Annotated in this window: 12 protein-coding genes; 5 read left to right on the forward strand and 7 right to left on the reverse strand. The window is 71.6% G+C overall.

Going from position 1 to position 23,384, the window contains the following annotated elements; translation table 11 throughout:
- The first annotated feature begins 73 nt into the window (after positions 1-73).
- Entirely contained in the window at positions 74-388 is a 315-nt protein-coding gene (locus FM051_RS34325; RefSeq protein ID WP_158850785.1) for an ArsR/SmtB family transcription factor, read from the forward strand.
- A 46-nt stretch (positions 389-434) separates the two neighbouring features.
- On the opposite strand, the gene FM051_RS34330 is transcribed toward FM051_RS34325, so the two are convergent.
- Entirely contained in the window at positions 435-1,229 is a 795-nt protein-coding gene (locus FM051_RS34330) for an alpha/beta fold hydrolase (protein ID WP_158850787.1), read from the reverse strand.
- A gap of 219 nt (positions 1,230-1,448) precedes the next feature.
- Here FM051_RS34330 and FM051_RS34335 point away from each other — a divergent pair, with 219 nt between their 5' ends.
- The 3 genes from FM051_RS34335 (at position 1,449) to FM051_RS34345 (ending at position 5,151) form a co-directional block, all read left to right on the forward strand.
- Entirely contained in the window at positions 1,449-2,354 is a 906-nt protein-coding gene (locus FM051_RS34335) for an NADP-dependent oxidoreductase (RefSeq protein WP_158850789.1), read from the forward strand.
- Positions 2,355-2,685: 331 nt separating this feature from the next.
- Positions 2,686-4,098, forward strand: a complete 1,413-nt coding sequence (locus FM051_RS34340; protein WP_238412862.1) for a hypothetical protein — start codon at positions 2,686-2,688, stop codon at positions 4,096-4,098.
- Positions 4,099-4,125: 27 nt separating this feature from the next.
- A complete protein-coding gene (locus FM051_RS34345; RefSeq protein WP_238412863.1) occupies positions 4,126-5,151 on the forward strand; it encodes a class I SAM-dependent methyltransferase in 1,026 nt (341 codons plus the stop codon).
- Between the two features lie 98 nt (positions 5,152-5,249).
- On the opposite strand, the gene FM051_RS34350 is transcribed toward FM051_RS34345, so the two are convergent.
- Genes FM051_RS34350 through FM051_RS34360 form a run of 3 tightly spaced genes read right to left on the reverse strand, consistent with a single transcriptional unit; the run spans position 5,250 to position 7,709 of the window.
- Positions 5,250-5,939 carry a phosphotransferase family protein gene (locus FM051_RS34350; RefSeq protein WP_202919167.1) on the reverse strand — a complete coding sequence of 230 codons (690 nt, stop codon included), beginning with the start codon at positions 5,937-5,939 and terminating at the stop codon, positions 5,250-5,252.
- 16 nt (positions 5,940-5,955) lie between these two features.
- Complete coding sequence (locus FM051_RS34355) at positions 5,956-7,131, reverse strand: FAD-dependent oxidoreductase (RefSeq protein ID WP_158850791.1); 1,176 nt, start codon at positions 7,129-7,131, stop codon at positions 5,956-5,958.
- Positions 7,128-7,709 carry a PadR family transcriptional regulator gene (locus FM051_RS34360; protein ID WP_158850793.1) on the reverse strand — a complete coding sequence of 194 codons (582 nt, stop codon included), beginning with the start codon at positions 7,707-7,709 and terminating at the stop codon, positions 7,128-7,130. The genes FM051_RS34355 and FM051_RS34360 overlap by 4 nt, the downstream gene beginning before the upstream one ends.
- Before the next feature lie 180 nt (positions 7,710-7,889).
- Between FM051_RS34360 and FM051_RS34365 the strand changes: the two genes are divergently transcribed.
- Positions 7,890-8,456, forward strand: a complete 567-nt coding sequence (locus FM051_RS34365; protein WP_158850794.1) for a snapalysin family zinc-dependent metalloprotease — start codon at positions 7,890-7,892, stop codon at positions 8,454-8,456.
- A 246-nt stretch (positions 8,457-8,702) separates the two neighbouring features.
- Here the strand turns inward: FM051_RS34365 and FM051_RS34370 are convergent, their stop codons facing one another.
- The 3 genes from FM051_RS34370 to FM051_RS34380 form a co-directional block, all read right to left on the reverse strand.
- Entirely contained in the window at positions 8,703-8,897 is a 195-nt protein-coding gene (locus tag FM051_RS34370) for an MbtH family protein (RefSeq protein ID WP_158850796.1), read from the reverse strand.
- Positions 8,894-22,252: a non-ribosomal peptide synthetase gene (locus tag FM051_RS34375; RefSeq protein WP_158850798.1), complete on the reverse strand. Its 13,359-nt coding sequence runs from the start codon at positions 22,250-22,252 to the stop codon at positions 8,894-8,896. The genes FM051_RS34370 and FM051_RS34375 overlap by 4 nt, the downstream gene beginning before the upstream one ends.
- Positions 22,253-22,343: 91 nt before the next feature.
- Entirely contained in the window at positions 22,344-23,351 is a 1,008-nt protein-coding gene (locus FM051_RS34380; RefSeq protein WP_158850800.1) for an iron-siderophore ABC transporter substrate-binding protein, read from the reverse strand.
- Between the last annotated feature and the right edge of the window lie 33 nt (positions 23,352-23,384).

Consider the following 23,384-nt stretch of genomic DNA (forward strand, 5'->3'; position numbering starts at 1 on the left):
GACCTCTCTAAGAGACCAGGCAGGACGTAGACTTTTCGTTAAGTGTCGAATAGAGCTGAGAGGACTGCCGGGAATGGGGTTGGGCCGTTGGGTGCCGCTGAGCCACCCGGACATCGCCGACGTCCGACTGGACGACGTGCTGCGCGCGCTCGCCGACCCACACCGGCGGGCGATCGTCCGGCTGCTGATCGCCGAGGGCGACCGCCCGTGCGGCACGTTCGGCCTGCCGGTCGCGGCCTCGACGCTCAGCCACCACTTCCGGGCGCTGCGGCAGGCCGGGATCATCCGGCAGTGGGACGAGGGGCGGCAGCGGATGAACACGCTGCGGCTGGACGAGCTGGACGCCCGGTTCCCCGGCCTGGTCGCCAAGGTGCTCGACGCGGACTGACCCGGCCGGGTCACTGGCCGCGCGCAACCTGGCTGGGCGAACCCGTTCAGCCGGCGTCCAGGGGATGACGTGCCAGGAACGACAGCACCGCCGCGCTCGCCTGCTCGCGGAACTCCTCGAAATAGGCGTGGCGGGCGCCGTCGATGACGGACACCTCGGCACCGGGGATGCGGCTCGCGATGCGCTCGGCGTTGCCCACCGGGCAGAACAGGTCCGCCGAACCGTGCAGCACCAACGTCGGCGCGCGGATCCGCCCCAGCTCGTCCCAGGCGTCGTGGCCTTCACTGGCACGCCGATGCCCCCGCCGGGCGGACGGCGACATGCCGCGAGCCCCGAGGACGTGGAACGGACCGGAGTGCGCCCGTGCGTACTCGGGCGTGAACATCAAGTCCACCAGCGCTTCCCGGACCTGCGCAGGGGCTCCCCTGAGCGGCCGCACGACGTCCCGCTCGGCGACAAGGCCGCCCTCCCCGCCCGGCGAGGTGCACCCGAGCACCAGCGCGCCCACCCGGTCGGGATGGTCGACCGCCACCCACTGGGCGACCTTCCCGCCCATCGACGTGCCGTAGACGTGGGCTTTCCCGACACCCAGAGCGTCCAGAACGGCCACCACGTCGGCGGCGAACCGACGGGTGTCGTACCGGCCGTCCCTCGGCTCGTCACTGCCCCCGGTCCCGACCGCGTCCACCGCGATGGTCCGGTGGTGCGCCGCGAAATCGCCGCGGATCGGGTCCCACCAACCCCGGGAGTTCGCCTGACCCGCGAGCAGCACCACCGGCTCACCGGCACCGATGTCGTCGAACGCGATCCTCGTGCCATCGGTGGCTTCTGCGCACGGCATGACTGGACAAACACCCCAAAGGTCCACACTGGACTTCACCGGTCCGGGCCAGCCTAATGCCCTCCGCCGAACGTCCGCCCATGCCGATCGGGCATACCGCCATCAGGTCCGGTGCACGACCACGTAACGTGCTACCCGGGAACCGAGGTCGCGCGACCGGCGTGTGCTGCACGTGTGGCTCACCGACAAGGGCCGCGCGATGCCAGAGGAGACGTCGTCGTGAAAGCCGTTGTGCTGAGCCGGTTCGGCGGGCCGGAAGAGCTGGTCCTGACCGACGCGGAGCGCCCCGAACCCGGTCCCGGCCAGGTGCGGGTCGAGGTGCGGGCGGCCGGGGTGAACCGGTTCGACGTGAAGGTCCGCTCGGGCATCATGGAGTCCGTCTTCAGGACGCCGTTGCCGACGATCCTGGGTTCCGAGGTCGCGGGCGTGGTCGACGCGCTCGGCCCGGACGTCACCGGCGTGTCGGTCGGCGACCACGTGTTCGGCTGGGCGGACACCGGTTCGTACGCCGAGTACGCGTTGGCCTCCACGTTCGCGCCCAAGCCGGAAGCGCTGTCGTGGGAGCACGCCGTGGCCCTGCCCACAGCCGCCGAGACCGCCGACCGCGTGCTGGACCTGCTGGACGTCCGGCCCGGTGAGACGCTGCTCGTCCACGGCGCCGCGGGCAGTGTCGGCACGATGGCCGTGCAGTTGGCGTTGTCGGCCGGTGTGCGCGTCATCGGCACCGCCGGCCCGGACAACCAGGAGCACGTCGCCGCACTCGGCGCCACGCCGACCACGTATGGCGAAGGCCTGGTGGAACGGGTGCGCGCGCTGGCCCCCGAGGGCATCGACGCGGTGTTCGACGTGGCGGGCAAGGGCGCGCTGCCGGCGTCGATCGAACTGCGCGGCGGCACCGACCGCATCGTCACCATCGCCGACGGTGCCGCCGGCGAGTACGGCGTGGTGTTCTCGTCCACGCCGAGCAAGCGGTCACCCGAGCGCCTGGCCGAACTCGCGGACCTCGCCGCGCGGGGCGAGCTCGTCATCGCCGTGGGCGGCACGTTCCCGCTGGCCGACGCCGCCGAGGCGCACCGCGTCAGCGCCTCGGGTCACGGGCGCGGGAAGCTCGTGCTGACGGCGTGAACGACCGGGAACGCCGCCTGACGGCCACCGAGATCGACCGGACCACGTCCGAGGGCGCGGAGTTTCCGTCGAAGTCGCGGGAACTCGGCACCGTGGACGGGTTGCGGCTCGTCGCGAGCGGCGTCGAGCTCACGGCTTGGAGGGCGGGCACGGCGGTGTGGCGGCACCGGTGCGGTGCGAAGCCGCGGACCGCGCACGTGAGCGCGCTCCGGACTTGCCGCTCGTCTACACCACGCACCGCGTGCGTTACGCGCTGAAGGACACCGCCTGAGCCGAACAGCTCCGGACACCGACGGGGGCGCTCTCGGCCCGGTTCGGTAACGTGCCCGCGATGGGTCAGCCGTCCGTGACTCCACTCGACCTGCACTTCGCGGTATCGCACCGGTACCGCCCGTTCGACCTGGTGTCACCGCGGTTCGTGCAGTACGACAGCGGGACCAGCCCTACCTCCGGCACGCTCGTCCGCACCGGCGTCCGTCCTCGCGCGCCGTTCGCATCGGTACTGGTGGACGTGCGGCGGGCGGACGGCGTTGTGGTGGCGGGCCTGGCGGGCGGCGGCACCTCGGTGCTCGGCACGCTCGACGCGACCACCGGTCGGGCCGCGATCGAGGTGACGACCGGCGGCGCGACCACCGTCGTGAAGTCCGCCGAGGTGCGGGTGAGCGGCGCGTTCCGGTTCGCCGTGGTGGTCAACGAGAACGCGGTCACAGTCCTGGTCGACACCGCCGACACCACCGGCGCCACCGACACCGACACCGACACCGCCAGCACCGGCACCGGCTGGCAACCGGTGCTCACCGAACGGGACGGCGTGCGGGCGTTGGTCGACCTGCGGGTCCCCGCGGTCCTGGACGGCCTCGACTACGCCTACGGCGGGCGCGGGGACGTGCGGCTCGGTCGGGTCCGGGCGGGTTACTTCGGGCAGGCCGGTGTCCGCGACCCGCACGTCGTGCAGCACGCCGACGGCAGGCCGTTCGTCCGCGACGGCAAGCTCTACCTGACGATGACGAACGCCGGCCTGGGCTTCTTCCAGCAGGCGCACTGGGCGGTGTGGACGATCGACCTCGCCGACCCCACCCGGCTGGAGCAGGTCGCGGTCCTGTTCTTCGAGCGCGACGGCGTCGTGCTGGGCGATCACGCCGGGCAGATCGTGCACGACGACCGCACCGGCCGGTTCGTCGTGCTGACGAGTTCGTGGGGCGATTTCGCGTTCGAGGGCGTGCACATCCGCCACACCACGACCACCGCGAACGTGCTGCGCGGCGTGCACGTCCTGCCCTCCGCGCGGCTGGCGCTGCCGACCGCCGTCAGCTCGTGGGACCCCGCCCTGACCCGCGTCGACGACCGCTGGCACCTCGCGTTCGTGGAGAGCGAGGCGCAGCGGCCGGCGTTCGTGTTCCACCCGGCGCTCGCCGTCGCACCGCCCGGCGCGGACTACGGCGAGTCGCGGATGGTCGGCGCGGACGACACGCTGGACCAGGCCGAGGGGACGATCATCCAGCGCGTCGGCCGGGGCTGGTACGTCTTCGCCAGCGACAGCGACGCCGGGCACTACCCCGTGTACGACATGTCGATGCGCAAGCTCGGGGCGCTCGACGCGCCGTACGGCACCAACATCCCGCACCCGATGCTGCTGCCCGTCGGCCACGAGTGGTGGCTGATCACGTTCGACGGCACGCAGTACGCCGAGCCCGTCCTCGGGTACGGCGGCCACGGCGACCTGATCGTGATGCGCGGTCGCTGAACCCAGGGGAATTCCGTCGGACTCACCGTGCACACGACGCCGGGGCGCAGCTGCATGCTCGGCAACACCGCCACCGAACTGCTCCCGCACGACGAGGCCGCCGGCCGGGTGGTCCGCGGTGCGTTCGGCGACCTGGAGAACGCGATCGAGCAGGCCGTTTGGTTAGCTCGTGCGGTGACGACCTACATCGACGAAGCCCTGAAGGCGTTGGCCGCCGGAGACATCGACCGGGCCAGGGAGGCGGTCCGCGGTGGCGGGACACCGCTCACGGCGGCCCTGGCCGAGCACTTGGACGACGCGCGGAGCGGGTCCGTGTACGACCAGCCGGCCGCGTTCGAGGCGTTCATCAACGGCGGCGGCAACGTCGGCCTCTACCAGGCGGTCACCGAGGCGTTGGGGAACCTCTACGCCCGGGTCCGGCCGTCGAGCCTGCTGGACATCGGTTGCGGTGACGGGCGGGCGTTGCGGCCCGCGCTGACCGTCGAGCAGGCGCCGGCGTCCGTCACGTTGGTGGAGCCTTCAGAGACGTTGCTCGACTCGGCGGTGCGGGCGCTGGACGGGTTCCAGGTGGACGCCCGCCACAGCCGGGTCGAGCCGTTCGCGGCGGCACTGCCGGACGACGCGGTGTTCGACGTGGCCCAGTCGACGTTCGCCCTGCACACCCTGCCGCACGAGGTGCGCGACGAGGTGCTGGCCGACCTGGTCGGGCACGTCGGCGTGCTGGCGGTGGTCGAGTTCGACGTGCCGGACCTGCCGCACGCGAGCCCCGAGCACCGCAGGTTCCTGGCGGAGGCCTACGAACGCGGACTGACCGAGTACGACGCCGACCGGACGCTGGTGGCGCAGGGTTTCCTGATGCCGGTGCTCACCGGCCAGCTGGTGCCGGGCGCGACCCGGGCGACCTGGGAACAGCCCGCGTCGCGGTGGGCCGAACAGGTCACGCGGGCCGGGTTCACCGGTGTCGAGGTCACCCGGCTGCACGACTACTGGTGGTCGCCGGCGTTCCTGCTGACCGCTTCCGGGTCTCCCACAGCAACGACGCCGCGGCGATGAGCACCAGCACGGCGGCCGAACCGTGGACTGCGAGCGCGTAGGCCGCCGTGCCGCCGTTGGCGAAGACAGCGATGCAGTCGCCGATCGGGATGACCGCGTCACTCCGTGAAGGCCTCCGTGGCGCGGATGCGCCCTTCCCACATCGCGACCGCGTCCGGTGCGTCCCACCGCTCGCAGAAGTCACGGCACCGCAGACACGCCGCCGACATCGCCTCGTGCCGCACCGACCACGCGGGCCGCTCGCCGTACCCGGCGAACAGCTCACCGAGATCCCCCACCGCCTCCGGGTGGTGGGTCCGCACGATCCACTCGGTCCACGCCAGGTCGTCCACCGCGGCCCCCAGTCGGCACAGCTCCCAGTCGATCACCGCGAGCACCGTCCCGCCGCCCGCGCTCAGCAGCACGTTCTGCGGCCCGAAATCACCGTGCACGATCACGTCACCGTCACCGTCACCGTCACCCGGCAGACCCGGCACGGTGGCCGGGTCGATCTCCGACAACCGCCGCCGGGTCTCGCCGCACAGTCGCAGCACCTCCCCGGCCCGCCCGGAGGCGATCACCTCCTGCGCGTGCCTGCCGTCCACCTCCTCCAGCCACAGCGAGCCGTCAGGGGCGCCGGGTACGAGGGCGGGCACGGGGAACCGGCCGTGCAACCCCGCCAACGCGGCACGCTCGACAGCGGCCCGTTCCAGCGGATCGGGGCCGAGGTACGACTTGCGCACCACTCCCCCGGCCTTGCCGGTCGCGTTGGTGTACCCGTGCGGGAGCCGGGTGTCCGCTCCGGTCACATCGACCTCCGATCGACTACGCGCGGCTGAGTACGTCGTCCCACTCGATCCGGTGCTCGAACTGCCAGGTGAACCTGGCCGGATCGACGAACTTGAACGCCAACGGCATCATCACGTCCCGCAGCACCCGACCGACCGGACCGGCGGCCTTGTCCCGGTTCGTCCGCGCGGCCTGGGCGATGACCCGCTCCACCCGCTCCCGACGCAGGCTCTCATAAGCCCGGAACGCCTCGTCGTACGGCAGGTCGCGCAGACAACGGGCCAGTTGCACCCCGCTCTCGAACGCCAGCGAAGCCCCCTGCCCCGAACTCGGTGACGTGGCGTGCGCGGCGTCCCCGACCAGCACCATCCGGCCACGGCTCCACGTCGGCACGCTCGGCACGTCCTCCAGCCCGCCGGTCACCACCAGGCCGGCCGGGTCGGTGGCGGCGATCATCCGGGCGGCGGGCGTGCGGTCCGGGGCGAACGCCGAGGCGAGCACGTCCAGCCACTTCTCGGCGCTGGTGGCACGGGCTTCGGCGGACGTCATCGGTGTCTTGTGGGGCAGGTTGGCGAACCAGCCGCCGGAGCCGTCGTCGTGGACCTGGTAGCCGAAGAACGCGCGCTTGCCCGAGACCAGCCGCATGGTGCCGTCGGTCGACGGTTCACCGGTCCGCGCCATCCGGGCGCCGAAGCCGAGCAGGCCGGCGTAACGCGGTCCCGGCGCGCCCGGGTCGATGATCCCGCGCACGGTCGACCGGATGCCGTCCGCGCCGACCAGCAGATCGGAGTCCACTTCGGCCCCGTCGGCGAAGTGCGCGGTGACGTGCGAGCCGTGGTCGACGGCGTCGACGAGCTTCTTGCCGTGCTCGACGGTGATGCCGCGCCGGACGGCTTCCTCCCGCAGCACGCGGTAGAGGTCGTAGCGCCACACCAGCAGCTGCGGCGGCTCGCTGCCGAACCGGCCGAGCGTCTTGCCCGTCCAGCTCTGCAACGCCATGGCGGTCATCGGCGTGCCGACGTCCCGCACCGCGTCCGCGAGCCCCACGACGTCCAGCGCCTGCAGCCCGTTGGGCGCGATGCTCAACGCCCCGCCCGAACCGTCGGCCGTGCGGTCGTAGCGTTCGTAGACCGTGGCCTCGATCCCGGCTTTCCGCAACGCCAACGCGGCGACAGGGCCGCCGATGCCGCCCCCGACAACGGTCGCTCTCATCGTTCCTCCTCGTGGAAGCCCGCCCACAGCGGGCGCCAGTCCTCGATGCGTGCCAGGAAGTGCCGGACGAACGCGATCTCGGCGTTCAGCATCGAGATGCGGTATTCCTCCTCGACGAGGAACAGCGGGTGCGCGTCGGCGCCTGCGACGATCTCCTCGGCCTCGTCGAGCTGCCGCCCGAGGCCGTCCAGCCGGTCGTGCAGGAGGGTGGTGACCTCGTCGGGGTGCAGCGCCCCGATCATGGACAGAGCCGCCACGAAGTGCGGGTACTCGTGCCTCGGTTCGGCGACGAGTTCGCGCATCCAGTCCTTGAGCTCCGCCCGCCCGGCGTCGGTCAACGCGTACACCGTCCGCTCGGGCCGCTGCCCTTCGCGTGACGTCTCGTGCTCGACGATGAACCCGGCCTTGGCGAGCTGCCCGAAGACCATGTAGAGCGAGCCGTGGGTGAACTTGATGCTGCGATCGTCCCCGTGGTCGCGCATGAGCCGGCTCAGCTCGTAGGGGTGCATGGGCTCCCGGACGAGATAGCCGAGCACCGCCAAGCCGAGCAGGTTACCGACCTTCCGCTTGGACTTCACCGCGCCACCTCCCTAGTCAACTCTGACTATCCTCGATTGACTAGTCAGAGTCAACCAATTCACTTATGCGCACAACCCTACGTATGGGCCTGGTGACAATCGGCTACGGCTGGTTCGTTGGGATGGCGGGAGCCTCCCCTGTCAGCACGGCTCCCCATCCCTGTACCCAAGGAGACCACCATGCTCGTACGAAAGGCCGCGCGTGTCGTCGTGACCGTGCTGGGCCTGCTGTTGCCGCTGGTCGCGGTGGCCGCGCCCAGTGCGTCGGCGGACCCGCAGGCGCTGGTGCGCACCCTGTACTACGACGTCAGCCAGGCCCAGGAGTTCACCGCGGACTGGGATCGCGCCGCGACGAACTGGAACAACTCCGTGGCCAACGTGAAGCTGGCCCGCAAGACCACGGGCACGCCGACCAACATCCGCATCCTCGCCGACAACGGGTGGCCGCGGGCGTACGTCGACTCGCTCGGCAACGGGACCGTCTACATGGGACGCCAGGCCGTGGACCAGGGCTACTACCGGCCCCGGATCGCGACGCACGAGATCGGGCACATCCTCGGCCTGCCGGACCGGCGGACCGGGCTGTGCGCCGACCTGATGTCCGGGTCGAGTGCGCCGACGTCGTGCCGCAACGACCTGCCGAACGCGGCGGAACGTGCCGAGGTCGAGCGCAGGTTCGCCGGTCAACTGGCCGCGGCGGACGTCCGTGCGGCCGGCTACGCGGGCACGGAGTGCTTCGTGTACTGATGGCCGGGCCTCGTGGGGTGGCGCGAACCGCCTCACGAGGCCCCTGCGTCGCACGTCCGGAACACCGCGGGACGTCCACCCAAGCGCCGCGTCCGGAGCCCGAGGACGAACCCGGGGCAACCTGAACGTAGAACTCAGGGCTCCTGAACGTAGGACACACCGCGCCTGAACGTAGGACACACGCGACCTGAACGTTCGACTCTCGGGGGCTGGGGGCTGGGGGCTGGGGGCTGGGGGCTGGGGGGGTTAGCGCAGGGTGAGGGGGCGTAGGTCGGTCCAGTGCTCCTCTACGTAGGCGACGCAGGCGTCTCGGGTGTCGGGGCCGAACTCGGCGGTCCAGCCGGCCGGGATGTCGGCGAACGACGGCCACAGCGAGTGCTGTCCCTCGTCGTTCACGAGGACGTGGAAGCGGCCTTCGGGGTCTTCGAACGGGTTGGTCACGGCTCGATCCTCCGGTCGGGGTCGGTCGTCGCGCGGTGCAGGTGGTCCAGCACGGCGGCGGCCAGGTGTTGGGCGGTGGCTGGGGTGAACAGGTCGGTCGAGTAGGCCAGGAAGCACGGCACGGGGCCGTCGTCCTGGGGTTCGTAGAAGCTGACGGTCAGTTCGGCCGGCGTGGTGCCGGTGGGCACGGCTTCGAGCGAGCCGGTGTCGCCTTCCAGCGTCGACAGCACGGCCTTCTCGTGGTGGACGATCATGACCTGCGGCTCGGCGGGCACCTGCACGTCCGCGTGGTCCAGCGCCGCCAGGTTGGTGGCGCGGATCCGGGCCAGCAGTTCGGTGTAGCTGGGGCCGCCGGCGGTGTCGGTGCGCAGCACGATCCGGTTGAAGAACGAGCCGACCAGGTCGGCCAGCGCCTCCTCGGTCCGCCCGGCCACCATCGTGCCGATCGGGATGTCCGTGCCGTACGGCGTGAGCGCGGCGGCCAACGCGGCCTGCACGATCATGAACATGCTGGTGCCGGTCTGCGCCGCCAACCGGTCGATGGACGCGTGCAGCGACGCCGGGAGCGAGAACGGGATCACCGCGGCGGCGTAACGACCGGGCCGGCGTTCCCCCTGGTAGGGCAGCGCCAGCACGGGCAGGTCACGCAACGTCTCACGCCAGAACGCGTGCTGCTTCTCCCCCACCGACTCCACGACTTCCAGCGACCACAACGTGTAGTCGGCGTAGGCCACCGGCAGTTCGGTCCACTGTGGAGCGTCACCGGCGCGGCGGGCCGCGTAGGCGTGCTGGAGGTCGCGGAACAGCGGCACGACCGACCACTCGTCCACCGCCAGGTAGCTCATGGTCAGCAGCAGCGCCTGCCCGCCGGACGCGTCCACGACCAACCGACCGCGAACCGGCGGCTGCGCGGTCAGGTCGACCGCCTCGGCGGCGACCGCGGCCAGCGCCTCGTCCAACGCCACCACCGGCACGACCTCCAGCGGCGGCACGGGCACGGCACGCTGCACGTCACCGTCCAACACCGTGTGCAACGGCTCGTGGCGGCCGACCACATCGGCGTAGGCAGCGACGAGAGCGGGCACGTCGAACGGCGTCCGAGCACGCAGAGCCAGGGCGTGGTCCCACGAAGACGAGCCACGCCCCCGCTGCACGGGCGCCAACGGCAGGTCCACCGGCCGGTCGAACCGGCGCAACGGCGGACGGGCCGACGTGACGCCGGTCAGCCGCCCGGCCAGCCCGGCGACGGTCGGTGAGTCGAACACGTCGCGCAACGCGATGTCGACCCCGAACACCGACCGGATCTTGCCGACCAGCCGCATGGACGCCATCGAGTGGCCGCCGAGGGTGAAGAAGTTGTCGTGGATGCCCGGTGACACCCCCAGCAGTTCGGCGAACAGCTCCGCGATCGCCTTCTGCTCCGGCGTCACCGGCCGGTCGTCGCCGGTCAGCGCGGACCAGTCGGGCTGCGGCAGGGCACGCCGGTCGAGCTTGCCGTTCGGCGTCAACGGCAGCGGGCCGTCCAGGAAGATCACCGTCGCCGGGACCATGTACTCGGGGAGCCGTTCGGCGACGAACGCCCGCAGGTCGTCCGCCGTCGAGCCGACGACGTACCCGACGAGCCTGGTCACGTCACCCGTGCGGTCGGCGACGACGGCCGCCTGCGTCACGGCCGGGTGCCGTGCCAGGGCGGCTTCGATCTCGCCGAGTTCGATCCGGAAGCCCCGGATCTTCACCTGGGTGTCGACGCGGCCGAGGAAGTCCAGGTTGCCGTCGGCACGCCAGCGCGCGCGGTCGCCGGTGCGGTACATGCGGGCTCCGGGCGGACCGAACGGCGAGGCGACGAACCGGGACGCGGTCAGCGCGAACTGGCCGAGGTAGCCGCGGGCCAGGCCGCGCCCGGACACGTACAGCTCGCCGACGACGCCGGGCGGCACCGGCCGCAGCCGGTCGTCCAGCACGTACACGGTGGTGTTGGGGTCGGGGATGCCGATGGGCACCGCCGAGTCCCAGTCCGGCAGCGCCTTCCACAGCGTGGAGTTGACCGTGGCCTCGGTGAGGCCGTACGCGGCGAGCAGGTTGAGCCGGCCCGCCCAGCGGCCGATCACGTCCGGCGGCACGGTCTCGGTGCCGACCAGGATGGTGGAGCCCTCGGGCAGTTCGCAGTCGGCGGGCAGCGCGGACACCAGTGACGGCGGCAGGATCATGTGCGTGATCCGGCGGTCGCGCAGGAAGTCGGTCAGCTCGGGACCGGCGACCCGCACCTCGTCCGGCGCGAACACGAGCCGCCCGCCGACGCACAGCGCCATGGTCAGCTCGAAGACGGCCACGTCGAACCCGACCGACGCGAACTGGAGCACCCGGCTCTCCGAGGTGAGCCCCATCCGGTCGATCGCGGTCGCGGCGAGGCTGGAGATCCCCTCGTGCGGCACCACCACACCCTTGGGACGACCGGTCGAGCCGGACGTGTAGATCACGTACATCGCGGAGTCCAGGCCCAGCGGCCCACCGTCCACAGCGGACTCGTCCAGCGCGGCCAGTTCCGCCACCACGGACGGGGAGTCCAGCAGCACGGCGGGCACCGGAACCGGCGCGGCGGACGTGGTCACGACGACCGACGCCGCCGAGTCCTCGATCATGTACGTGATCCGGTCGGCCGGGTGGGAGAGGTCCAGCGGCAGGTAGGCCGCGCCCAGCTTCAGGGTGGCCACGACGGTGGCGACCATGTCCGCCGACTTCGGCACGGCGATGCCCACCACCGATTCGTGGCCGATGCCGCGTGCGGCGAGCAGCCGGGCGATCCGGTTGGACCGGGCGTCGAGCCAGGCGTAGCTGACCGACCGGTTGCGGTCGACCACGGCCACCGCGTCGGGTGCGGTGGCGACGCACCGGGCGAACATCGTCGTGAACGTCTCCTCCGGCACCACCCGGGCGGTCCGGTTGAACTCGTCCACCACGCGCCGGCGCTCGTCGGGCGCCAGCAGGTCCACCGCGCTCACCGGCGCGGACGGCGCGGCCAGCACGGCGTCCAGCAGCGTGGTCAGCCGCGCGCCGAGGCGTTCGACGGTCACCCGGTCGAACAGGTCGGTCGCGTACTCCAGCCGGCACGTCACCGGCCCGTCGACCACCTCGGTGAAGCTGAACACCAGGTCGAACTTCGCGGTCGTGGTCTCGTGGCCGACCCACGTCACCGGCAGGCCGTCGAACGACCCCGCGTCACCGCCCCGGCTGTGGTAGCCGACCATCACCTGGAACAGCGGGTTGCGCGCCGCCGACCGGACCGGGTTGAGCCGGTCCACCACGGCCTCGAACGGCACGTCCTGGTGCGAGAACGCGGCCAGCGACGTCTCCTTCACCCGCGCCACCAGTTCGGCGAAGCTCGGGTCACCGGACAGGTCCGCCCGCAGCACGAGCGTGTTCACGAAGAACCCGACCAGGTCGTCCAACGCCTCGTCGGTGCGGCCGGCGATCGGCGCGCCCAACGGGATGTCGTCACCCGCGCCCAGCCGACCCAGCAGAGCGGCGACGGCGGCCTGCAACACCATGAACATCGACGCACCGGACGTCTGCGCCAACGCCCGCAGCCCGTCGGCCAACTCCGGCTCGAACACGACCTCCAGGTCCGAGCCCTGGAACGTCGGCCGTCCCGGACGCGGCCGGTCCACCGGCAGTTCCAGCTCCTCCGGCACACCGGCCAACGCCTTCGCCCAGAAGTCCAACTGCTCCTCGCCGACGACGTCGAGCACGTTCCGTTGCCACACCGTGTAGTCCGCGTACTGCACGGGCAGCGGAGCCCACTGCGGAGCCTCACCGGCCTGCCGCGCCCGGTACGCCGACGCGAGGTCGCGCAGGAACGGCCGGTCGGACCACTCGTCGGTGGTGATGTGGTGCAGCAGGATGACGATCAGGTGCTCGTCCGAACCCAGCGACGCGATCGTCACCCGCAACGGCAGCTCGGTGCGCAGGTCGAACGGCCGGTCGACCTCCTCGCGCACAATGCCGGGCACGTCGTCCTCGACAGCCGAACGCACCACCACCACGGGCGCGACGTCGTGCAGCACCCGCTGGAACGGCGCGCCCTCGTGCTCACCGAACACGGTCCGCAGCGCCTCGTGCCGGTCGACCACGTCACCGACGGCGGCGGTGAACGCGGGCACGTCCAGCGGGCCGGAGAGCTTGAACACCAGCGGGAAGTTGTACGCGGCGGACGTGCCCTCCATCTGCTGGATGAGCCACAACCGCTGCTGCGCCGACGACAGCGGCAGCTCGGCGGGCCGTTCCACGGGCACCAGCGGCGGCCGAACCGACCCGCCACCGGCCCGTGACGCCAGTTCGGCCACCGTCGGCGCGTCGAACAGGTCGCGGATCGCCAGTTCCACCCCCAGCGCCGACCGGGCCCGGCTGATCAGCCGGGTGGCGAGCAGCGAGTGGCCGCCGAGGTCGAAGAAGTTGTCGTCCACGCCCACCGACGGCACGCCCAACACGTCGGCGAACAACCCGCACAGCACTTCCTCTTCGCGGGTCGCGGCGGCACGGGACGACGCCATGCCCGTCACCACGGGCTTCGGCAGGGCCCGCACGTCGAGCTTGCCGTTCACGGTCAGCGGCAGCGCGTCCACCGGCATGATCGCGGCGGGCACCATGTAGTCGGGCAGGCCGGACTTGAGGCCTTCCTTCAACACAGAGGGTTCGACGGAAGACACGACGTAGCCGATGAGCCGCTTCACACCGCCCGGACCGGCGTCCACGACGACCGCCGCGTGCGTCACGCCGGGCTGGGCCGCCAGCGCCGACTCGACCTCGCCCAGCTCCACCCGGTAGCCGCGGATCTTGACCTGGTCGTCGGTGCGGCCGAGGAAGTCGAGATTGCCGTCGGCACGGGCGCGCACCAGGTCACCGGTGCGGTACATGCGGGTTCCGGGCGGGCCGTACGGGTCGGCGACGAACCGCTCGGCGGTCAGGCCGAACCGGTCGTGGTAGCCGCGGGCCAGGCCGACACCGGCGATGTACAGCTCACCGGGCGAACCGGGCGGCACCGGCCGCAGGTGCGCGTCCAGCACGTACGCGCGGGTGTTCCAGATCGCCTTGCCCACGGTGGCCGTCTCACTGTCCTCAGTGGACGCACCCAGGGTGTTGATCGTGTACTCGGTCGGCCCGTACAGGTTGTACCCGTACGTGCCGGGCGTGTCGCGCAGCCGCTGCCACACCGATTCCGGCACGGCCTCGCCGCCGAGCAGCACCAGCGCGGGCACGTGCCCCTCCAGCAGGCCCTCTTCGATGAGCAGCTGGGCGTAGGTCGGGGTCACGTTGACCACGTCGATCAGGTGCTCGTCGCAGTACGCCACCAGTGCCGCCGCGTCACGGCGCAGCTCCTCGTCGCACACGTGCACCTCGTGGCCCTCGACCAGCCACAACAGCTCTTCCCACGACATGTCGAACGCGAACGACACGGTGTGCGCGATGCGCAGCCGTCGTCCCCCGGCCGCCGCGATGGCAGGCGCGAAGATCGCCTGCTGGTGGTTGAGCTGCATGTTCGTCAGGCCGCGGTACGGCGTGACCACGCCCTTCGGGCGGCCGGTGGAGCCGGACGTGTAGATCACGTACGCCGGGTGCTCCAGCGAGAACCGGGGCCACTCGACCTCGTCGGGCGCGTCAGGCAGGTCGTCCGCGCCCAAATCGTCCAAGCACAGCGCGTCCGGCACCAACCCGACCGCCGTGGTCGACAGCACGCACAGCGGCTCGGTGTCCTCGATCATCAGCAGCAGCCGGTCGGCCGGGTGGTCGAGGTCCAGCGGCAGGTAGGCGGCGCCGGTGCGCAGCACCGCGAACAGCGCCACCACCATCTCGGTGGTGCGCGGCAACGCCAGCGCGACGACCCGTTCCGGCCCCGCGCCCCGGCTGATCAGCAGCCGGGCCAGCGTGTCGATCCGGTCCTGCAGTTCGGCGTAGGTCAGCCGCTGGTCGCCGAACACCAGCGCGGTCGCGTCCGGCGTCTTCCGCGCCTGGGCGACCAGCAGGTCGGCGACGGTGTCCTCGATCATCGGGTTGGCGCTGGCGTCCCACTCGGCGGCCAACGCGCGGCGCTCGTGGTCGGGCAGCACGTCGAGCGCGCCGAGCAGGGCGTTCGGCGCGTCGACCAGCCGTTCCAGCACGGTCGTGTACCGGGTGAGCAGCGCTTGGGCGGCGTCGGTGGCGAAGACGTCCGGCCGGGAGGCGAGCGTGACGCGAGTGCGGGCGCCCGGCGTGATGATGAGCGTCAACGGGAAGTGCGTGCCGTCCACATTGGACACGTCGAGCACGCCGTGCCGGGACGCCAGCTCGCCCTGCCGGTCGTCGCCGTCGCCGGTGCGCAGCACGAACAGCGTGTCGAACAGCTGCCGGTGCCCGGCCTCCTGCTGGATCTCGCCCAGGCCGACGTGCTCGTAGGACATCAGCGCGGTCCGCTCGGCCTGGATGCGGCGCAGCAGCTCCAGCACGGTCTCGCGGGGGTTGACCGCGATCCGGGTCGGGATGGTGTTGAGGAACATGCCGATGACGTGCTCGACGCCCTCGACCTCGACCGGGCGGCCCGCGACGGCGGTGCCGAACACCACGTCGTCCCGGCCGACGTGGCTCGCCAGCACCAGCGCCCACGCGGCGTTGAACACGGCGTTGGCGGTCAGGCCGTGCTGCCTGGCCTGCGCCCGGATGCGGTCGGTCAGGTCCTCGGACAGCTCCCGGTGGAACTCGGCCGGGATGACCGGCTCACGCGAGCGGTCCACCGGCGCGACCAGGGTCGGTTCGCGCAGGCCGGAGAGGGCGGTGCGCCACGCCTGCAGTGCGACGTCGTGGTCCTGCCGCGCCAGCCACGTCAGGTAGTCGCGGTAGGAGCCGGGCGGCGGCAGCTCGGCGTCGACGTCCCGGTACAGCTCCAGCAGCTGCTCCAGGAACAGCCACGCCGACCAGCCGTCCCACAGGATCAGGTGGTGCGTGATGACGAGCCGGTCGCGGCCGTCGGGCAGCCGCAGCACCAGGAACCGGCACAGCGGCGGCGCGGCCAGGTCGAACCGCTCACGCCGGTCGGCGGCCAGCAGATCGGCCATCGCGGCTTCGTCGGACATCCCGGCTTCGTCGGCCAGGTCGACCACGCGCAACGGGATCTCCAGGCCGGGTGCGATGAACTGCACCGGTCCGGGCACGCCGTCGCTGGTGAACCCGGCGCGCAGGCTCGGGTTGCGCTCGAGCAGGGCGGCACCTGCGCGGCGCAGCCGGTCGAGGTCCAGCCGGCCGGCGAAGTCCATCGTCTCCTGGGAGAGGTAGACGTCGAGCGCGCCGGTGTCGTAGCTGGAGTGGAAGTACAGGCCCTCCTGCAACGGCGAGAGCGGCCACACGTCCTCCGCCTCGGGCAGGGCGCGGCGCTGTTCGTCGGTCAGCACGAGCAGCGGGGCGTCCTCGACCGCCGTGTCGACGGCCTCCACCGTGGCCAGCGCGGCGACCGTGCGGTGTTCGAACACGTCACGCGGGCTGATCTCGATGCCGAGCCTGCGGGCCCGGCTGGACACCGCGATCGACGTGATGCTGTCGCCGCCGAGCACGAAGAAGTCGTCGTCCACGCCCGGCTCGGTCAAACCCAGCACGTCGGCGAACACCTCGCACAGCAGGCGTTCCCGGTCGGTCTGCGGTGCACGGCGGTCGGCGGTGACCGTGGCGGTCGGCGCGGGCAGCGCGTTCTGGTCGAGCTTGCCGCTGGGCGTGAGCGGGAAGTCCGGCAGCGCCACCAGGGCGTGCGGGACCATCGCGGCAGGCAGGGCTTCCGCGATCCCAGAGCGCAGCGCGTCGAGGTCGACGTCTTGCGGCGTCACGTAACCCAGCAGCTGGTTGTCCCGGGCGATCACGGCGGCTCGCCGGACGCCGGGCAGCTTGCCCAGCGCGGACTCGACCTCGCCCAGCTCGATCCGGTTGCCGCGCACCTTGACCTGCCGGTCGGTGCGACCGAGGTAGACGATGGCGCCGTCCGGGCGGCGCACCACCAGGTCACCCGTGCGGTACATGCGGGAACCAGGCGCACCGAACGGGTTGGCCACGAACCGCTCTGCGGTGAGCGCGAACCGGCCGTAGTAGCCCATGGCGAGCTGCACGCCCGCCAGGTACAGCTCACCCGGCACGCCGGTCGGGACGGGTCGCAGGAACGGGTCGAGCACGTGCAGCTGGGTGTTCCACACCGGGCGGCCGATCGGCACGGCCAGGTCGGGCGCGGCGTCGTACTCGAAGTAGGTGACGTCGACAGCCGCCTCGGTGGGGCCGTAGAGGTTGTGCAGTGGCACGGCGGTCAGCTCCAGCCACCGCCCGGCCACGTCACCGGTCAGCGCCTCACCGCTGCTGAACACGCGGCGCAGGCTCGCGGACCACTGTGCGCTTTCGTGCACCTCGGGGACGCCGAGGAACGCGGCCAGCATCGACGGCACGAAGTGCAGCGTGGTGATCCGTTCGCGGCGGATCAGGTCGGCGAGGTAGGCCGGGTCGCGGTGGCCGTCCGGCTTGGCGAGCACGACGGCCGCGCCTTCGCACAGCGCCCAGAAGAACTCCCACACCGACACGTCGAAGCTCGACGGGGTCTTCTGGAGCACGCGGTCGTCGGCGACCAGGCCGTACTCGTGCTGCATCCACGCGAGCCGGTTCACGATGGCCCGGTGCGTGACCACGACGCCCTTGGGCCGTCCGGTCGAGCCCGAGGTGTAGATCAGGTAGGCGGGCTGGTCCGGCTGCACGGCGGGCAGTTCGACGTTTGGCGCGTTCTCGTCCAGGCAGTCCTCGGGCCGCACGACGGTCGTCGCGCCGGAGTCGGCGAGCATGAACTCGATGCGCTCGGCCGGGTAGTCGAGGTCCAGCGGGAGGTAGGCCGCGCCGGACTTGAGCACGCCCAGCAGCGCGACCACCAGTTCCGCAGAGCGGGGCACGGCGACGCCGACGACGTCACCGGCGTTGCCGGCCCGGAGCCTGCGTGCCAGGGCGGTGGCGCGGCGGTCGAGTTCGGCGTAGGTGAGGGAGACGCCGTCGTAGACGACCGCGACGGCGTCCGGGGTGCGGGCGGTCTGGGCGGCGATCCGGCTGACCAGCGTGCCTTCCGGCACGTCGGCGGCGGTCGCGTTCAGTTCGGCGAACCACTCGGTTTCGCGGGCGGAGACCAGGTCGAGGCTCGCCACGGGTCGGTCGGGGGTGGTGGCGAACGCGGACAGGAGCCCGACCAGCCGTTCGCCGAGGGCGGCCACTTCGGCGTCCGGCAGGCGGTGCTTGAGGCGGAGTTCGATGCGCTCGCCGGGGAGGACGACGAGGGCGAGCGGGTAGTGCACCTGGTCGCGGATCTCGACGTCGTCCACCACGTCCGGGAAGTTCTCGACCACGACGAGGGTGTCGAACAGCTCGCCGTGCCCGGTGACCCTTTGGATTTCGGCCAGGCCGAGGTGCTGGTGGTCCAGCAGGCGGGCCTGCTCGTCCTGGAAGTGCCGGAAGACGGTGGCGAGGCTGTCCGCACCGCGCCAGCGCTGGCGCACCGGGACGGTGTTGATGAACAGACCGACCGCGTTCTCGATACCGGGCACCTCGGCCGGGCGGCCCGCGACGGTGGTGCCGTAGACGACGTCCGCGCGCCCGGTGAGTCCGCCGAGCAGCAGCCCCCAGGCGCCGTGCAGGACGGTGCTGAGCGTGAGGCCGCGCCGACGCGCTTCGGCGACGAGTGACGCGCTCAGCTCGGCAGGCAGCCGCACGCGGTGCTGCCCGTGCCTCGGCGACACCTCAAGCGCGGTCGACGGCAGTGCTTCGCGGAGGTCCCCGCCCGAGCGCAGTGCTTCGCGAGCGTCCCCGCCCAGGGGACCCCTGCTTTTATTCTGCCGGCCGGGTCCGACAATTGCGGTTCCGGCGATTCTGGTCGGTTCGTCCACATCGGACAGTGCCGCGCGCCAGGCGGCGTGTGCGGCGTCCCGGTCCCGGCTCGCCAGCCACGCGAAGTAACGCCGGTGGTCGACGGGCTCGACCCGGCCACCCACCAGTTCCCGCCGCACCAACCCGACCGACCACCCGTCGAGCAGGATGTGGTGCAGCGTCAGCACCAGCCGGTCACCGTACCGGGCCGCCCGCATCAACGGCGGCCGGGACAGGTCGAAGCCCTCCGCGCGCTCGGCCGCCAGAACGCCTTCGAGATCATCGGAAGCCGGGTACTCGCGCCAAGGCAGCGTCAACGCCTCCGCGATCACCTGCTCCACGCGTCCCCGGTCGGTCTGCCGGAAACCCGCCCGCAGCAACGGGTGCCGGTCCAGCAGCCCCTGCACGTCCTCCCGGCCGACGTCCAAAGTCAGCACTTCCTGCACCACGTACGAGTCGTCCGTGTCGTACTGCGCGTGGAAGAAGAACCCTTCCTGCAACGGCGACACCGGCAGCACGGGACCGTCGAACCCGGTCAGCTCGACCTCGGGAACGGCCTCACGAGCGACACGGGCCAGCGCGGCCACGGTCCGGTGCTCGAACACCTCACGCGGCGTGATCACCAGACCGGTGTCACGGGCCCGCGACACCAGCTGCATGGTGACGATGCTGTCGCCGCCCAGCTCGAAGAAGTTGTCGTGGATACCCGGCGTCAGCCCCAGCACGGCCTCCACCAGGTCCACCAGAGTCTGCTCGACCGGGTTGGTCGCCGGCGCGTCACCGCCCAGCGCGGTCCAGTCCGGCTCGGGCAGCGCCGCGCGGTCCAGCTTCCCGTTCGGCGTCAACGGCAACGGCCCGGTCAGCGGCACCACCACGGACGGCACCATGTACTCGGGCAACGCCCCCGCGACGTGCTCCCGCGCCACCACCGGCGTAGCCGACCCGACCACGTAGGCGACCAGCCGCTTCACCCGCCGGTGGTCCTCCCGCACCAGCACGGCGGCCTGCGCGATGTCCGGGTGCGCCATGAGGACGCTCTCGACCTCGCCCGGCTCGATCCGGAACCCGCGGATCTTCACCTGGCCGTCGGCCCGGCCCAGGAAGTCGACGTTCCCGTCGGCACGCCACCGGGCGCGGTCGCCCGTCCGGTACATGCGCGCGCCGGGAGCCCCGAACGGGTCGGCCACGAACCGGGACGCGGTCAGCGCCACTTGCCCCTGGTAACCACGCGCGAGCCCGCGCCCACCGACGTACAGCTCACCCTCCACACCCACCGGCACCGGCCGCAACGCCGAGTCGAGGATGTAGCAGCGGGTGTTGGGGTCGGGCACGCCGATCGGCACCGGCCCGGTCCAGTCCGGCTGCGCGGCCCACAGGGTCGAGTTGACCGTGGCCTCCGTGAGCCCGTAGGCGGCGACCACGCGCAGCCGCCGTGCCCACCGGGCGATCAGCTCGGTCGGCACGGTCTCCGTGCCCACGATCAGCACCGCGCCCTCGGGCAGCTCGCACTCCGGCGGCAGCGCGGCGACCAGCGACGGCGGCAGGATCATGTGCGTGGCGCGGTGTGAGGCGATGTACGAGGTCAACGCCTCGCCCGCGACCCGGCGGTGCGACGGCACGACGATCGCCCGCCCGCCGACGCCCAGCGACATGCACAGGTCCCACACGGCCACGTCGAAGCCGACGGACGCGAACTGCACGACCCGGCTGTCCGGGGTGATGCCGATGCGGTCCAGCGCGGTCGCGATGAGGCTGCCGATGCCCTCGTGCGTCACCACGACGCCCTTGGGCCTGCCGGTCGAGCCGGACGTGTAGATCACGTACGCGGCCTGGTCCAGCGCGATGTCCAGCCCGAGGTCGGAGCCGTCGAAAGGCAGCTCGAACCGCGACTCCGGCGTGATCACGAGCTTCGCGCCCGCGTCGGCCACCATGTAGTCGACGCGGTCACGCGGGTGGTCGAGGTCCAGCGGCAGGTAGGCGGCGCCCGCCTTCATCACCGCGAGCAGCGTGACGACCAGGTCGGCCGACCGCGGCAACGCCACGCCCACCACGTCTTCCGGCTGCACGCCCTGCGCGCGCAGCGCACGCGCGAGCCGGTTCGCGGCGACGTTCAGCTCGGCGTAGGTCAGGGAAACGTCCTCGCACACGACCGCGACGGCGTCCGGGGTGCGGGCGACCTGGCGTTCGAACGCGCCGGGCCACGTCACCTCGTCCACCTCGCGCGGCGACGTGCCGAACTCCAGCAGCCGCGCGCGTTCCCCGTCGTCCACGAGGTCGATGTGCGCGACCGGCTGGTCCGGGTCGGCGTCGAGCACGCGCAGGAACCGCCGCTGGTGGTCGGCCAGCTCCTCCTCGGTGCACACGGCGGCGTTCGCCTCGAACGTGACGACCAGCCGTCCGTCACCGCGCCGGAGGAACGACGTGGTGAGGTCGTTGACCGGTCCCAGCGACAGCATGTGGAACGTGGTGTCGAGGTCGCCGAACTCCGTCTCCCGACCGAAGCCCAGGTAGTTGACCGTCGGCCCGACCAGCTCGGGGATGCCGTCGCGCAGGCCGAGTTCGCGGGCCAGGTCCTCGCCCCGGTAGGCGCTGTGCGGGAGGACTTCGCGGATCTCCCGGTCGACGTCCGCGATCAGGCCGGTGATCGTGCTGTCCGGCCGCACGGTGACGCGCAGCGGCAGCACGGTGGACGCCATGCCGGGCGTGACCCGGCTGACCTCGTCCCGCCGACCGGTCATGGGCATGGCCAGCACCAGGTCGGACGCGCCGGTCACGCGGTGGGTGTAGGTGGCGACGGCGGCGATGACCTGCCGTGACGACAGGGCGTTCGGCAGTTCGACGGTGCGTCGGATGACCTGGCGCACCTGCCCGGCGGCACGCGGCACGAGTCGCACCGGCTCCGGGTGGTCGGCCATCTTCGCGTGCCAGTACGCCCGGTCCTCTCGGCGCGCCGAGGAATCGCGGTAGGTGATGTCAGCGTCGACCAACGCCTCCACCGGTTTGGGGCGCGGCTCATCGGAAGCCGCGTACAGCTCGCCGGCGCGTTGGGTGATCAGCACGCAGCCGTAGGCGTCCAGCACGAGGTGGTGGTAGCGCTGGTACCAGATCACGTGGTCGTCGGCGATGCACAGGAAAGCGTGGTGGAACAGCGGACCGTTGGCGATGTCGGTCAGCCGCGCGAGGTCGTCGTCCATCCACGCCCGCGCGTCGGCGGGCGAGTCGAACGACAGGTGCGTGATGTCGGTGGACACCGGCACCGGCACCTGGCCCTGCCCCGTGAACCGGACGTGCAGCGCGCCCGCCTCGCCGATCGCCTGCCGGACGGCCGCCTCCAGCCGGTCGTGGTCGACCGCGCCGCGCAGGTCCAGGCACCAGGCCACGTTGTAGACGGGGTTGTCGGGTTCCAACTGCTGTGCCAACCAGACACCCGTCTGAGCACCGGTCAAGGGCAGAGCCATGGTCACAACCTTCCCCGCTTCTTCCCGACTTCACCCAGCGCACGCAACAGGTGGGGATGCGCGACGGCACCCCCACCCGTTGGACCGCCTGTTAGTTCTTGATCGCTTCGAGCAGCGGCACGACCTGCTCGATGCCGTAGGGCACGCTCAGCACGGTGTTGAACGACATGGCCGCGCCGATCGGCGGGTCCATGTAGGTGAGGAACAGGTCGCGCTTCTCGGTGACGACCTTGAGCCGCTGGTAGGCGGGCACGCCCTTGATCCGCTCCCACGCGCTCTGGTCGAACATGATCCACACCAGGCGGTCGGCGTCGAGCAGGTCGAACCGCTCCTCGCTGAACTCGGCCACGTTCTTCTCGCCGGCGAGCGTGCCGATCTCGGGCACCAGCGTGAAGCCCAACTCCTTCATGAAGATGGCCTTCGGGTCGGTCGGCGCGAACGCGGAGTACTGGCCGGGCTTGAAGCTGTCGGCCACCACCATCGTCTTGCCCGCCCACTCCGGGTGCGCGGCCTTGGCGTCGCCGAACTTCTTCGCCACGCCGTCGATCAGCGCCTGGGCTTCCTTCTCCTTGCCCAGCGCCTTGCCGATGTGCAGGGTCTGGTCCTGCCACGGCGCGGCGTAGTCCGGGAACGCCTTGGGCTGCGCCACCACGGGCGCGATCTTCGACAGCGTGTCGTACTGCTCCTGCTTCATGCCGGAGTAGACCGCGATGATCAGGTCCGGCTTGAGCGAGGCGACCTTCTCCAGGTTGTACTCGTCGCGCTCGCCGACGATCTCCGGCTGGGTGTCGCCCCAGAGTTCCTTGGTCCACGGCCAGTTGCCGAACGGCCGTTCCTTGAACCAGTCCACGACGCCGACCGGCTTGACGCCCAGGGCCAGCACGGGCTCCTGGTCGGACAGGCCGAGCGTGACGACCTTCTTCGGCTCCGCCTTGATCTCGGTGGTGCCGTACTTGTGCTCGACCGAGACCGGGAACGCGCCGGAGGAGGCCGCGTTGGTCGGGGTCCCGCCGGAGCCGGCGTCGCCGCCGCCCCCGCAGGCGGCCAGCGCCAGCGCGGCGGCCGAGACGACCGCGACCAGCTTGAACTTCGTGGACATCAGGGTTTCCCTTTCGGAGGCGCGGCGGCGCGC

It is taken from the genome of Saccharothrix deserti, assembly GCF_009769385.1.
GTDB lineage: Bacteria > Actinomycetota > Actinomycetes > Mycobacteriales > Pseudonocardiaceae > Actinosynnema > Actinosynnema deserti.